Annotated in this window: 16 protein-coding genes and 1 tRNA gene; 8 read left to right on the top strand and 9 right to left on the bottom strand. The window is 66.2% G+C overall.

Annotated elements, in window-relative coordinates; translation table 11 throughout:
- Window positions 1-478: 478 nt before the first annotated feature.
- The gene (locus H1343_RS04980; protein WP_185984824.1) at window positions 479-811 is read left to right on the top strand and encodes a hypothetical protein; all 333 of its coding nucleotides are present in this window, start codon (window positions 479-481) and stop codon (window positions 809-811) included.
- A gap of 69 nt (window positions 812-880) precedes the next feature.
- Here H1343_RS04980 and H1343_RS17075 read toward each other — a convergent pair whose 3' ends face one another.
- From H1343_RS17075 to H1343_RS04990, 3 genes are all read right to left on the bottom strand, one after another.
- A complete protein-coding gene (locus H1343_RS17075; RefSeq protein WP_281374748.1) occupies window positions 881-1,003 on the bottom strand; it encodes a hypothetical protein in 123 nt (40 codons plus the stop codon).
- A gap of 146 nt (window positions 1,004-1,149) precedes the next feature.
- Complete coding sequence (locus H1343_RS04985; protein ID WP_185984825.1) at window positions 1,150-1,362, bottom strand: hypothetical protein; 213 nt, start codon at window positions 1,360-1,362, stop codon at window positions 1,150-1,152.
- 126 nt (window positions 1,363-1,488) lie between these two features.
- Window positions 1,489-1,770, bottom strand: coding sequence for a hypothetical protein (locus H1343_RS04990; RefSeq protein WP_185984826.1), 282 nt, complete (start codon window positions 1,768-1,770; stop codon window positions 1,489-1,491).
- Between the two features lie 181 nt (window positions 1,771-1,951).
- Here H1343_RS04990 and H1343_RS04995 point away from each other — a divergent pair, with 181 nt between their 5' ends.
- Both H1343_RS04995 and H1343_RS05000 read left to right on the top strand, forming a co-directional pair.
- A complete protein-coding gene (locus tag H1343_RS04995; protein WP_185984827.1) occupies window positions 1,952-2,197 on the top strand; it encodes a type II toxin-antitoxin system Phd/YefM family antitoxin in 246 nt (81 codons plus the stop codon).
- A 3-nt stretch (window positions 2,198-2,200) separates the two neighbouring features.
- Window positions 2,201-2,653 (top strand): PIN domain-containing protein, encoded by a 453-nt coding sequence (locus tag H1343_RS05000; RefSeq protein WP_185984828.1) that lies wholly within the window; start codon window positions 2,201-2,203, stop codon window positions 2,651-2,653.
- A gap of 89 nt (window positions 2,654-2,742) precedes the next feature.
- Here H1343_RS05000 and H1343_RS05005 read toward each other — a convergent pair whose 3' ends face one another.
- The 3 genes from H1343_RS05005 to H1343_RS05015 form a co-directional block, all read right to left on the bottom strand.
- Entirely contained in the window at window positions 2,743-3,801 is a 1,059-nt protein-coding gene (locus H1343_RS05005) for a hypothetical protein (RefSeq protein WP_185984829.1), read from the bottom strand.
- Between the two features lie 807 nt (window positions 3,802-4,608).
- Window positions 4,609-4,685, bottom strand: a tRNA-Arg gene (locus H1343_RS05010).
- 115 nt (window positions 4,686-4,800) lie between these two features.
- Window positions 4,801-6,450 (bottom strand): sensor histidine kinase, encoded by a 1,650-nt coding sequence (locus H1343_RS05015; RefSeq protein ID WP_246333344.1) that lies wholly within the window; start codon window positions 6,448-6,450, stop codon window positions 4,801-4,803.
- A gap of 195 nt (window positions 6,451-6,645) precedes the next feature.
- Between H1343_RS05015 and rpmH the strand changes: the two genes are divergently transcribed.
- The 5 genes from rpmH (at window position 6,646) to yihA (ending at window position 10,356) form a co-directional block, all read left to right on the top strand.
- Window positions 6,646-6,780 (top strand): 50S ribosomal protein L34, encoded by a 135-nt coding sequence (gene rpmH / locus H1343_RS05020; RefSeq protein ID WP_185984830.1) that lies wholly within the window; start codon window positions 6,646-6,648, stop codon window positions 6,778-6,780.
- A 4-nt stretch (window positions 6,781-6,784) separates the two neighbouring features.
- Window positions 6,785-7,159: a ribonuclease P protein component gene (gene rnpA, locus H1343_RS05025; RefSeq protein ID WP_185985741.1), complete on the top strand. Its 375-nt coding sequence runs from the start codon at window positions 6,785-6,787 to the stop codon at window positions 7,157-7,159.
- A gap of 16 nt (window positions 7,160-7,175) precedes the next feature.
- Window positions 7,176-8,972 (top strand): membrane protein insertase YidC, encoded by a 1,797-nt coding sequence (gene yidC / locus H1343_RS05030; RefSeq protein WP_185984831.1) that lies wholly within the window; start codon window positions 7,176-7,178, stop codon window positions 8,970-8,972.
- An 86-nt stretch (window positions 8,973-9,058) separates the two neighbouring features.
- Window positions 9,059-9,697 (top strand): CatB-related O-acetyltransferase, encoded by a 639-nt coding sequence (locus tag H1343_RS05035; RefSeq protein WP_185984832.1) that lies wholly within the window; start codon window positions 9,059-9,061, stop codon window positions 9,695-9,697.
- On the top strand, window positions 9,694-10,356 hold the full coding sequence (yihA, locus tag H1343_RS05040; protein WP_185984833.1) for a ribosome biogenesis GTP-binding protein YihA/YsxC: 663 nt from the start codon (window positions 9,694-9,696) through the stop codon (window positions 10,354-10,356). The genes H1343_RS05035 and yihA overlap by 4 nt, the downstream gene beginning before the upstream one ends.
- A 68-nt stretch (window positions 10,357-10,424) precedes the next feature.
- Here yihA and H1343_RS05045 read toward each other — a convergent pair whose 3' ends face one another.
- From H1343_RS05045 to hisD, 3 genes are all read right to left on the bottom strand, one after another.
- The gene (locus H1343_RS05045) at window positions 10,425-10,811 is read right to left on the bottom strand and encodes an arsenate-mycothiol transferase ArsC (RefSeq protein WP_246333542.1); all 387 of its coding nucleotides are present in this window, start codon (window positions 10,809-10,811) and stop codon (window positions 10,425-10,427) included.
- A 141-nt stretch (window positions 10,812-10,952) separates the two neighbouring features.
- Window positions 10,953-11,423 (bottom strand): UPF0262 family protein, encoded by a 471-nt coding sequence (locus H1343_RS05050; protein WP_185984834.1) that lies wholly within the window; start codon window positions 11,421-11,423, stop codon window positions 10,953-10,955.
- Window positions 11,420-12,730 carry a histidinol dehydrogenase gene (gene hisD / locus H1343_RS05055; protein WP_185984835.1) on the bottom strand — a complete coding sequence of 437 codons (1,311 nt, stop codon included), beginning with the start codon at window positions 12,728-12,730 and terminating at the stop codon, window positions 11,420-11,422. The genes H1343_RS05050 and hisD overlap by 4 nt, the downstream gene beginning before the upstream one ends.

Consider the following 12,730-nt stretch of genomic DNA (forward strand, 5'->3'; position numbering starts at 1 on the left):
GGCGGCTCCGGGCGACCTTCTTCTCACGGCCTTCGGGTCGCATCCCTGAGGGATGTGGATTGAAGTACCGATACCGTCGAATAGATGGTGTTCACCGCCGAGCAGGCGGCTCTGAAGCATCGTGAGCGCGATCTTGTATCGCTCGCACAGTCATTATCGTGAACGCGATCCGTCGCCGAGCGTATAGTCACCCGCCGAACAGGCGGTTCAGAGAACGGAAAGGGTGTCCTCTCGGGGGCACCCTTTTCCGTTTCCGGAGTGGCCTGCGGGCGACGCCGGGCGCGGTCGCTGGGGGCATCGCGAAAGCTGGGAAAGGCAGTTGACGGTAGGCCGGTTTCTGGCGACCTTCCCCTTCGTCGGCGGTAACGCTGGCATGGTCTAGTTCCCCTTGAGGGTGGGGATTGCCGCTAGCAGCCGCGGCAATCCCTCAGTTCCGGTTCCCCCGTGTGGATACCTCAACGAGCTTCAAGGACGCCTGATGCGTATCATCAACACCCCCCACCCCCTCAATTCGTCGATGACGGTTAAGCGTGTTGAGGGCGCCCCCATTCGGGGCCTGGCCCCTTCCGAGGATTTCGGGACGGACTGGTACTATCACCGCATTCGCGGCGTCACCTCGCTCAGCGAATACGCCTACGTTTGCCAGCCGGATCACCCGAACGCCGACCCCGTGCTGGGGCTTCGCGAAATCATCATCAACGAGTTGGACAGCCTCCCGGAAGATCATCCCGCTCTCGCGACTGAGGCGATGCGCGACGTGTGTCGGCGTATACGAGCCGACGTTGAGCGTCGCCTACCCGACGACTTCTGAGCCGAGCATTCCTGGTCTAGAGAAGAAGGGGCATCCTCCGGGACGCCCCTTCTTCGTTTCCGGACAGCCTCACATGCCAGCCCGCCAGATGGCGACGACTACGAGCGGGGAGCCGAGGATGAGGAGAACCGGGCTCGCCCGGAGGAGGACTACGCCGATGAAAAGGGCGGTGGCGCGGAAGAAGCGAAACATGGTGACCTCCTGTGTGCGGTTCGTGGGCTCGAACATCGTCCCAGCCGCAGCGACAGTCCAGGCTCCCCACAGGGGACGCGATAGCGCTTGGCCATGGACGGTCGGTGGGCCGGGACGTAGAGGCCAACTACGAACCGCTGCGGTGGTCACACGCTGCGTGCTGCGGTGCGCCTCTGATGCTCGGCCGTCGCCATCATCAGCCCGATGCCGCCGACGAGCGGAAGGCCCGTCAGCAGCACCTGCTCCTGCGATAGGTCGGGGAGCCAGAAAAGGTACGTGCCGTAGCCCGCAAGGGCTGCGCCCCCGACGTAGCCTGCGGCGAGGGTGAGGAATCGGCTCACGCCGGTTAGTGCAGTCATCGGTGCCCCCTTTCGAGACAGTGCGGCTAGCGCGGTCGGTAGGCGCTCCGTAGGCGGAGCCGCGCATAGCGGAGCCGTAGGAGCGCCGGGTCCAGCATGGCCCGAGCGGGCGAGGTCCGACCAGCATCACCCGGCGGGGTGGATCACCTCAAGCGGCCGGTACGCCTCGCGCGCCGGCCACAGATCGATATCCCACACGCCCGGATCGATCTCCTCGACCTCGACCTCATCCACGCACCCGCGGCAGGCCGATAGCGCCAGCAGCTCGAATTCATCGGTTGTCGGAGCCGTGATCTCCGCCAGCCGCATCGCGTGGCCTGCCAACCCCTGCGCGATAGGGCATGTCTGGCACTTCCCTCCGCCGAGGATCGTCACCCATACGTCGGTTACGCTGTTCACTTCGCTCATTGCCGTTCCCCTCCGGAGGCTCCATCAGCCTCGGCTGGGTGCACATCGCAGATCGGCTCGCCGTTTCCCGGTGCAGCAGCGCCACACCGATGCAGCGTTCGTCCGAGGGACGTCGATCCAATCCGGTTGCCCCATCCGCCAAGGTCGAATAGACCACTGTAGTCTACGCGAAGGAGATAGCATGAGAGAGCTTCAACTGAAAGAGGCCAAGGCCACGCTGTCGGCGGTGGTCGAAGGGCTGACGGCCGGCGGCGAGGCCGTCACCATAACGCGCCACGGCCGGCCCGCCGCCGTCGTGCTGGGGTACGAAGAGTGGCGTCGGCTGGCGACCGTCCCGAGCCTCGGACGCCTACTCATGTCCGCCCCGGAGGGGATCGAGGAGCTTCCGGAGCGCAGCAAGGCGCCGCTGCGCGAACTGGACCTCTGACCCGTGTTCCTCGCCGACACCAACATCATCTCCGTCGCCTCGCCGTCCTCGAAGGCCGCGCCAGTGCATCTCGTCGCGTGGATGGATTCGGTGGGGCAAGCCGGGCGGCTCTACCTGTCGGCGGTCACCGCTGCCGAGGTCCGGGCCGGGGTTGCGAAGCTGCAACGGAAGGGCGCTACGCGGAAGGCTGCGGTCCTGCTCGACTGGTGGTCGGCGATCGAACACCTCTACGCCGACCGAATCCTCCCCTTCGATCTGAAGGCCGCTCATCATGCCGCCGTCATGGCCGACCGGGCGCTGGCGGCAGGCATCGAGCCCGGCTTCGCAGACGTCGCAATCGGATCGACGGCCGAGGCTCATGGTCTCGTCTGCCTGACGCGGAACGCGCGGCACTTCGCTCCGATGGGCGGTCGATGGCTGGACCCGTACACCGACCCTCTGCCTGAGGTTGTCTGAGAGCATCGTCTGGGGAGGGAGCGGTCTGTGAGTTCGGGGTTGGCCGGGAAGCATTGCTGCTTTTTTACTATACACTGAATTCCCCACCCTCATCCGATCGGTTCGGCCTCCGGCCAGTTTGCCCGAACCGTCTTGCGGTCCTTGCCAACGCGGCGCGCGATGCCGGATACGGTGACGGCCTCTCCTGCTGCTCGTGCGGCCTCGATCGCTTCCCGGATCGCATCGGCGGACCGGGAGCGTCGAACGGCGGCAGCGTAGCGTGCACCGACCGCCTGACGGGCAGCGACACCCTGCACGTCCTCGACGGCATCGGCGCAGGCCCCGCGATCGCGGGACCCGTCGCGGGAGGCGCGGGACGGGTCCCAGTGATCCGCAGCGTAGGAGGCCACTCGGTAGAGAATGGCCTGCGCCTGGCGCGGGTTGTCGGCAGCGGCGCTCAAGCGTCCGACCAGCGTCCCGAACAGCCGCTCCGCGAGCGCGTCACGATCTCGACGCAGGACCGCGCCCTTGTAGTCGGCGTCGTTCTCCCGGTGCCATTCCCCTAGCAACTGGAATGCCAGCGTCTGCGCTGCGGTGAACAAGGCGTTGGAGGCAGTGCGCTTCATACCGGACAAGGCGACGGCGGACTCCCGTATCATCCGATCGCGAGAGGTGGACGTATCCACCCAGCCGGCCCACTCCGATAGGGACGGGAACAAGCTCTCGTTCCACACCCTGAACGACCAGAAAGGGCTCAAGGGGTTCTTGATCTTGTCGGGGTTCGAGAGCGCGCCGGGGTCCGCTCCGAGCGGCATCAGGACGTTCGTCAGGCCGGCATGGACACCCCGCCAGAGGTTCATGATGTCTCGCCGGCAGCGCTGGTCCTTGTCCGAGAACCAGACGCCCTGATTGTACGGGAGGAGCCAGAGGAGGTGCGGGCGTTCGACACGACCGGTCTCGTCCTCGTAGCCGACAGCGATCGACGGCAGGCACGGCAGGGCGAGCTCGGCGAGTTCCTGACGAAGCGCCCCCCAGGACGGGAAGCAATGATCGAGGTCGATCCGGAACACGGATCGCACGACGGGGTTCAGGTGCACGTAGGGCTCGTCCAGCCCGAGCGTTTTCGAGTCCACCCCATACACCACGCCCTTGTCGCGTCCGACGAGCATTCCTCGCGCCCGAGGAACGGCATGCACGATGCGTCTCAACATGTGGCTTCTCGTCGATCGGAAGCCCGACTCGGTGAACGGTGCATGGTGCCGCCCAGCAACTGTCCCCCCGAAATGCTCGAACCCCTTCCAGAACCGGCGGTGGATGAGGTCGCGGCGGCTCGCCGCAGCGGCTACGAAAAGCTCCGATCCGGGCTTCATCGGCCGGCGCTTGGGCTGGGTCCCGTCGTTGAGGGCCGACCGCAGCCATGCCTCTTCCTTCCAGCGTGTCTCGAACTCGCGCACGGAGGCGGGGAGCGGCACGAGGGACGCGGACTCGTTGACATGATGGGGGCTGGCAGGCACGCTGGACCTCGTTCACACAGAGACCCCCGGGAGCGCCTGGCAGCGCGAAGATCGGGGGTCTTTCTGCGTTTAGGGTCCGGCGGATATCCGCGGGCGGCAATCGCAACAGGATGTGAACAAGGGTGACCGTTGCACCTCAGGATCATGTCTCCCGGGTGATCTGGCCGGCTCCGCCCCCCAGGGGGATCACGCCGCCTCGCGGGGCGACGGCGTTTCGTCTGGATCGCCGCACCTGCGGCGCACCGATCCGTTCGCGGGACGGAAGTTGGGCCCGAGAGGGACGTCGATCGAAGTGAGAGAGGGACGTCAGGTCCGAGCCGAGAGGGACGTCAACCTCGATTCGGAGGGACGTGCGGCACCTGGGGTAGGTACAGAGTAGGTACGAAAGCTGAAAACGGGCAAAACACCACTCGGCGCCATATCGGCACCGGACGAAAAGCCTATCCATTTCAGTGATTTAGTTGGCGCGCCCGAAAGGATTCGAACCTCTGACCCCCAGATTCGTAGTCTGGTGCTCTATCCAGCTGAGCTACGGGCGCCACCGGCGAGAACGGCTCGTCGGCGTCTCGCGAGGGGGTTCCTAGCCGCTCGCCTTCGTGATTGCAAGCGGCGTTCACGCACAATGTGCTCCTTCTCCCGGACCGCTCGAGCGGCTCAGGCGTCGCGAGCGGCGGAGTAGGGAATCTCGATCTCGAAGCGGGCGCCGGGGAAGATGTCGTCGCGGTAGCGGATACGCCCGCCGTGCGCCTCGACGATCTCGGCCGCGATCGCGAGACCGAGGCCCGTACCGCCAGCGCGCGTCGATCCGCGAAAAGCCTGGAAGAGGGTCGCGCGCGCCTGTTCGCTCAGGCCGGGCCCCGTGTCCTCGACGCCGATCGTCACGAAGCTCGACGCAAGGGTCGCCGAGATTTCCACCCGTCGCACCAACGCATCGCTGTCGTTCGATTCGACGGCCTCCATCGCATTTCGCACGAGGTTGGAGAGGGCGCGGTGGAATTGATCGGGATCGACATCGACTTCGAGAGTATCAGGCACCGCGTTGACGAGTTCGATTCGCGAATCGCCGCGCGTGGCCGCGGTGTCGAAAATCTCCTCGACGAGTAAGAACAGTCGCAGGCGTCGCTTCACCGGCGTCTCCTCCACCGCCCGTCCGTAGTTGAGGACCGAGCGGGTGTAGAAGAGCGCGCGGTCGAGCGAACGAATCAATGTCGGCGCGAAGCGCTGGACCTGCGGGTCCGGAATGTCGGACATGCGATCGGAAACGAGCTGTGCGGACGCCAGCGTGTTGCGAAGGTCGTGGTTGATCTTGGAGACCGCGAGGCCGAGATCGGCGAGATGTCGGCGCTCACGAAGGGTGCGTGCAAGGATCGCCTGCATGCGTGCAAGTTCCGCTTCCGCGATCCCGATCTCGTCGTCTCGCCCGCTCGTGGGGACGATGCGCGTCGGGTCTTCGGGCTGTTCAGCGAAGCGGATCATGGCCTGCGTCAGCCCGCGGATGGGCCGTAGCAGGAAGTGGTTGATCGCGATGTTCATCAACAGTCCGACGAAGCCGGCGATCAGCAGCGAGATGACGAGGAGCTCACGCGCATAGGCCAACATGTCCCGGCGCAGCGGGCGCTCCGAGATCACGGCCTCGGCACGCATCGAACCGTCGCCGATATCGCCGAGCACGCGCAGTGCCCGTCTCTCGCCGAAGGCCAGCGTGTCGAAGGCCTGCGCGATCGAGCCGAGAACGCTCTCGCGCTCGAGATCGACTTCGCGGTCGACCGTGCTGACCTCTGGCGAGCGCGCGAGAAGGCGCGAGGTGCCGCCCGCGTCCACCGCGATCAGTTCCGCATCGAGCGCACGCAGGAGTTGGGCTTCGCCTTCGGGCGTCAGCATGACGCCGTCTTCGTCGCCCTGGCCGGCCGCGAAGCTAGCGACCGCGACGGTCTCGATCTTGGAATGCAGCCATTCTTTGCGGAAATTCGCCAGAGAGGGAACGAAGATAAGGACCTCCGCGATCATGACGGAGATCATCGTGGCCCAGACGAGACGGGTCGACAGCCGCCGGGGCAGCTTCGGGCGCGTCTTCGCGGCCGCTTTGGCGGGCAGGCCACCAGCGTTCGAACCAGTTCTGTCTGCGTGCTGCGCCAATGCCCCGATCCGGCCTCTCGCCCTTCCGTCCAGAGCGCGCCATGCGTCCGTCCAAACGGCCCACATGGAGCATCCGGCCCATCGTTCCACGGATCGCAGCCATCGAAAGGTCGGATCCGCGCGCTGGTGCGATCTACGAGAACGCACGATCACACCTTTGCGATGCACGCGCGCGATGAAAAGCCTCGCGGCGGCGCGAACGCTCCTGCGGATTGACTTTTCGCAGTTTCCTTTCCTATAAGCGCGCGATCAGAGCGGAAGCACCCGCCCGGTACCGATGGTCCGTGGCCGGGTTTCGCCCGCTCTTCGTTCTTATCGTCACCCGATCCGAGGGATCCGTGGCCGGTCCGCGGAAGAGGCATCATGAAGCGCACTTATCAGCCGTCCAAGCTCGTCCGCAAACGCCGCCATGGCTTCCGCGCGCGCATGGAAACCACCGGTGGCCGCCGCGTGCTCGCCGCACGTCGCGCCAAGGGCCGCAAGCGCCTCTCCGCCTAGGGGCTTGAAGCCGGCCACGGGGGTCGGGCGGCTCACGGAGCGCGCTCAGTTCCTCGCCGCCCGGCGAGGCCGGCGCCTCAACGGGCCGCTCTTCTTCGTCGAGGCCCTGGACCGGGGTGATGACGGGATGCCGCGCATCGGCTTCACCATCACGCGCAAGGTCGGCAACGCGGTGGAACGCAACCGTATCCGCCGCCGTCTCCGCGAGGCTGTCCGACTGAACGCCGGGGCGGACATGACACGCGGCTTCGATTATGTCGTCGTGGCGCGGCGCGAGCTCCTCGAGGCGCCGTTCGAGACGATCGGCAAGGAACTTTCCCGGCGGTTCCGAAAGACCGCCGCTTCGAACGAAGGGCGAGGGGCGATCCCCCCGCGCTGAGGGCAAGCGAGACGTCATGGAAAACAACCGCAACTTCCTCCTCGCGATGGCCCTGTCGATCGCCGTGCTGGTCGGCTGGCAGTTCTTCGTCGTCAATCCGCGCGTGGACGCGCAGAACGGGGCGACGGTCGCCGAGCCCGGTTCGCTGCAGACGCCGACCGTACCGGCCGGCGAGCCGCAGGAGGAGGCGTTCGTGCCCTCGGGCACCGAGAGCGTCCCTCTGGCGGGAGAGACACCGCAAGACACTGCGCAACAGGAGGAGACCCCGGAGGCGGGCCGCCTGACGATCGAAACGCCGGAGCTTTCCGGCTCGATCAACCTTCAGGGCGCGCGGCTCGACGACCTTCACCTCAAGGGCTACCACGAGACGGTAGACGACAGTTCGCCAACGATCGTCCTTCTTTCACCCGAGGCGAACGCCAACGGCTATTTCGCCGAGTTCGGCTATTCGGGCCAGAACGTCGGCACGTTGCCGGGGCCCGCGACTGTCTGGGAAGCCGCCGAAGGGCAGACGCTGACGCCCGAGACGCCGGTCGAGCTGACCTACACCAACGAGCAGGGCATCACCTTCGCGCGCGAGATCTCGGTCGACGCGAACTATATGTTCCAAGTGCGCGACAGCGTCACCAACACGGGCGCCGCGCCGGTCTCGATCACGCCCTACGGCCGCGTCACGCGCTTCTCCAAGCCCGAAGTCGCCGCCGCCTTCGTGGTTTTCGAGGGGCTCATCGGCGTTCTGGGTGAAGACGGGCTGAACGAGATCAGCTACTCCTCGATCGAGGATGACGGCAGGGTCGCGCCGCCGGCATCGCAGTCCGGCTGGCTCGGTATCACGGACAAGTACTGGGCGACGGCGCTTATCCCGGGCGAGGGCAACGGCACCTTCCAGCCGAACTTCCGCTACGCCTCACAAGGCCGCGCCTTCTACCAGTCGGACTATCTCAGCCAGGCGGTCACGCTGGAGCCGGGCGCGACGAGCGAGGTGACGAGCCGTCTCTTCGCCGGCGCCAAGGTCGTCAGCCTCGTGCGCGGCTACGAGGAGGCCGGCATCGACCGGTTCACCCAGCTCATCGACTGGGGCTGGTTCTTCTTCATCACCCGGCCGATGTTCACGGTGATCGACTGGCTCTACGTCCTCACCGGCAATTTCGGCGTGGCGATCCTGCTCGTCACGGTCCTCGTGAAGCTCATCTTCTTCCCGCTCGCCAACAAGTCGTACAAATCGATGGCGAACATGAAGCGCGTGCAACCGCGCCTCATGGAGCTGCGCGAGAAGTATGCCGACGACCGGATGAAGCAGCAGCAGGAAATGATGCGCATCTACAAGGAGGAAAAGATCAACCCCGCCGCCGGCTGCTGGCCGGTACTGGTGCAGATCCCCGTCTTCTTCGCGCTCTACAAGGTGCTCTACGTCACGATCGAGATGCGGCACGCGCCGTTCTTCGGCTGGATCCAAGATCTCGCCGCGCCCGATCCGACCTCGATCTTCAATCTCTTCGGCCTCATCCCGATCGATCTCCCGATGTTCCTGATGATCGGTGTGTGGCCGATCCTGATGGGCATCTCGATGTTCATTCAGATGAAGCTGAATCCGCTGCCGCCGGACCCGACGCAGCAGATGATCTTCACCTGGATGCCGGTGATCTTCACGTTCATGCTGGCGACGTTCCCGGCTGGTCTCGTCATCTACTGGACCTGGAACAACACGCTTTCAATCATCCAGCAGAGCGTTATCATGAAGCGCCACGGCGCCAAGATCGAGCTGTTCGACAACATCCGAGCGATGTTCAAGCGAAAGAAAAAGGAGGCCTGAGCCTCCTCCGCCCTCGGGCGATTGGATAGAGGGCGAGCCGTCGGCTCGCCCTTTCTCGTTCGGGCTCACGCAAGAAGGACACCGCCATGCTCGGACCGGACCCCAAGGCCATTCATCCGTTGCCGCATCTCCCGCGCCTCGTCTTCCTCAAGCCGCTGGTCACGCGGCCGAACATCGAGGTGGGCGAGTACACCTATTACGACGATCCGGCAGACGCGCTCGCTTTCGAGAATCGCAACGTCACCCATCACTATGAGTTTCTCGGCGACCGGCTGGTGATCGGACGCTTCTGTGCCATCGCGGCCGGTGCGACCTTCGTGATGAACGGAGCGAACCACGTCATGGGCGGGCTCTCGACCTTCCCGTTCAATATCTTCGGCAATGGCTGGGAGGAGGGGTTCGACGTCGACAGTGTGCTCGGGCAGACGCGCGGCGACACGGTGATCGGCAGCGACGTCTGGATCGGCGAAGGCGCGACGATCCTGCCGGGCGTCACGATCGGGTCAGGTGCGGTGATTGGAGCGCGCGCGGTCGTCGCGCGCGACGTGCCGCCCTACGCGATCGTCGCGGGCAATCCCGCTCGCCTGAAGCGCTCCCGTTTCGAGGCGCAGCAAGTCGAGCGTCTCCTCGCCCTTGCGTGGTGGGACTGGAGCGCCGAAAAGATCGGCCGGAACATCGCCGCCATTCGCGGCGCGGACGTCGAGACACTGGAGCAGGCGGCATGAGCGGAGCGATCGATCCCATCGCAGGCGAGGAGACGCGGCTTTTCTTCGCGCGGCCCTGGGTCTTCATCCGCGGTGTGCCGGCGATGAAGTTCCTGCCGCCCGAAGGTCCGCCGGAGATCGCCTTCGCGGGGCGCTCGAATGTCGGCAAGTCCTCGCTGATCAACGCGGTGGTCTCGCAGAAGGGTCTCGCACGCACCTCGAATACGCCGGGCCGCACGCAGGAGCTGAATTACTTCGTGCCGGACGGATTCTCGGGCGAGGGCGGCGATCTGCCGCCGATCGCGGTGGTGGACATGCCTGGCTACGGTTACGCGAAGGCTCCGAAGGAACAGGTGGACGCGTGGACGAAGCTCGTCTTCGACTATCTGCGCGGCCGCTCGACGCTGAAGCGCGTCTTCGTCCTGATCGATGCCCGCCACGGCATCAAGAAGAACGACGCCGACGTCCTGTCGTTGCTGGACAAGGCGGCGGTCTCCTACCAGATCGTTCTGACCAAGGCCGACAAGATTTCCGAGCTGGCTCTGCCCAAGCTCGAGGCCGCGACGCTGGAGGCGATCCGCAAGCGCCCGGCCGCCTATCCGCAGATCATCTCGACGTCGTCGGAGAAGGGCAGGGGGGTGGACGATCTGAGAACCGCCATCGCCACGCTGTCGGACTGAGGGATCGGCCCCAATCCAGAATCGGTTTCGGAAAAGTTTCGGGCGAGGATTGAACGGCCGCTCTGCCTTTAGCGCGCCTTCAGTTCCTCGATCTTCTCCTCGATGCGACGATAGACGTCGCGATAGGCGTCGAGGATCTGTCCTCGCGAACCGGCGACGACGGACGGGTCGGGCATCGGCCAGAACTCCACCGCTACCGAATCGGTGCCGGTGCGGTCGAGCGCCACGTGATGCGCCTCCGGTGACATGGTCACGATGAGGTCGAAATAGCCGTCGGCAAGCTCTTCCAGCGCGCGGGGCCGGAAGTCGCCGAGCGACAGGCCGTTCTCGGCGAGGATCACGTCCACGAACGGATCGCGCTCGCCGCATTTCACGCCGGCGGAGGCGACGTAGACGGACGGCGGCAGGATGGAGTGGGCGATGGCCTCGGCCATCGGCGAGCGGATGGCGTTCATGCCGCAGACGAAGAGGACGGAGCCCGGCCGCGCGCCGTTCTGGCCGACCACCGCTTCGCCCGCGCCGCTCAAGGGCGCACCGTGGACGGCCGGGCGGCGGCGGTGGCAGGCTTGAGCGGCTTTGCGAAGCGCGTCATCGTCTCAGTTCCGCCAGTGGAGGGCGCAGATGAGGGTAAACAGCCGGCGCGCGGTGTCCTGGTCGATGCTGATCTTGCCGGCCAGACGCTCGCGCAGGAGCTGCGAGCCGTCGTTGTGGACGCCGCGCCGTCCCATGTCGATCGCCTCGATCTGCGAGGGCGTCGCCGAGCGGATGGCGGCATAGTAGCTGTCGCAGATGAGGAAATAGTCTCGGATGATCCGCCGGAAGGGCGTCAGCGACAGGATGTGCGTCGCCACGGCGCCGCCGGCCTCGTCGGTGATCTCGAAGACGAGCCGCTTGTCCGCGAGCAGAAGGCGCAGCTTGAAGCGTCCCCCTTCGGCCCCGACCGGGTCGAAGGAGTTCTCCTCGATCAGATCGAAGATCGCGACGGCGCGCTCATGCTCGATGTCGCTCGTCGCGCGCCCGATCGTCTCGTCGAGATCGATGGCGACGAGGCGCCCGTGCTCGCTCATGCCGCCTCGCTGCGACGGTCGAGCCGCACCCCGACCGAGCGGGCGTGGGCGCCAAGGCCCTCGGCCTCAGCGATCGTGATCGCGGCCGGGCCGAGCGCGGCCAGGCCCTCCGGCGTCAGCTTCAGGACCGAGGTGCGCTTGACGAAATCCAGCACCGAAAGCCCGGACGAGAAGCGCGCCGAGCGTGCGGTCGGCAGGACGTGGTTCGAGCCGCCGACATAGTCACCGATCACCTCCGGCGTGTGGCGGCCGAGGAAGGCCGCGCCCGCGTCGCGAATGCGTGAAAAGAGCACCTCGGGCTCGTCCGTGGCGATCTCCAGATGTTCGGCCGCGATGCGGTCGGCGAGCGGCGGCGCCTGCTCTAGAAGGTTCTCGACAAGGACGATCGCGCCGAAGTCGCTCCAGCTCGCGCGGGCAGTCTCTTCGCGCGGCAGCGTACGAAGCTGGCGTTCGACGGCCTCCTCCACCGCATCCGCGAAGCCCGCATCGTCTGTGATGAGGATCGACTGCGCCGCCGCGTCGTGTTCGGCCTGGGCAAGGAGATCGGCTGCGATCCAGTCCGGGTCGTTGGCGCCGTCCGCGATGACCAGAACCTCGGACGGGCCTGCGATCATGTCGATGCCGACCGTACCGAACACCTGGCGCTTGGCCGCCGCGACATAGGCGTTGCCGGGGCCGACGATTTTGGCGACGGGCGCGATGGTCTGTGTGCCGAAGGCGAGGGCGGCCACGGCCTGCGCCCCGCCGATACGCCAGATCTCATCGACGCCGGCGATCCGGGCCGCCGCCAGGACTAGCGGATTGAGCTTGCCCGCGCGGGCGGGTACGGCCATGGCGATGCGCGGCACGCCCGCGACCTTGGCCGGCACCGCGTTCATCAGGACGGAAGAGGGATAGCTCGCCGCGCCGCCGGGCACGTAGAGACCGACCGCGCCGATCGCCGTCCAGCGGTGGCCGAGCTCGGCGCCGGCGCCGTCGTCGTAGCGCTCGTCCATCGGGCGCTGGCGCTCGTGGTGGCGCAGAATGCGGTCGTGCGCGAACTGCAGGGCATCGCGGATTTCGGCGGGCGCTCCCTCGTAGGCGGCCTCGATAGCATCCTGCGGAACGCGCAGCGTCTCGGGCGTCAACTCCAGCGCGTCGAAGCGCGCGGTCAGCTCGACGAGCGCCGTGTCGCCTTCGGCTCGCACCTTCGCGACGATCGCACGCACGGCGTCGTCGACGTCTTGGGAGACTTCACGTTTGGCGGCGAGGAGGTCGCGAAAGCCGGCCTCGAAGCCTTCGTCCCTGATGTCGAGCCTGACGGGCAA

The sequence above is a fragment of the Aureimonas mangrovi genome, assembly GCF_014058705.1.
Lineage (GTDB): Bacteria > Pseudomonadota > Alphaproteobacteria > Rhizobiales > Rhizobiaceae > Aureimonas > Aureimonas mangrovi.